Here is a 254-nt window from a genome sequence, read left to right as displayed (position 1 = left end):
CGCCGATCAGATCTCGGAGTTGCGGTCCTGGGTGGAGGCCGGTCCCGATCCTGCGGTGGATGGGGTAGTGCGCTGGCGGCGCAAGGACCTCGAACGGCGGATCGCCGACCGGTTCGGCGTCACGGTGTGACCTGCCCCCCGAAAATTCCCTCACGCTGACGTAGAGTTTGCTCAACCTTTCGAAGGAGCAAACAAATGCGAAAGAGCCGTTTCACCGAGGCGCAGATCATCGGGATGATCAAGGAACAGGAAGC

1 pseudogene is annotated in these 254 nt (G+C 61.4%); it reads left to right on the top strand.

Annotated features, from left to right (window positions below):
• A pseudogene (locus EU800_RS27865) lies at positions 1-121 on the top strand (IS630 family transposase); the annotation flags it as partial.
• Between the last annotated feature and the right edge of the window lie 133 nt (positions 122-254).

This window comes from Tropicimonas sp. IMCC6043 (assembly GCF_004146235.1).
GTDB lineage: Bacteria > Pseudomonadota > Alphaproteobacteria > Rhodobacterales > Rhodobacteraceae > Tropicimonas.
This window is presented reverse-complemented; position numbering and strand designations above follow the sequence as displayed.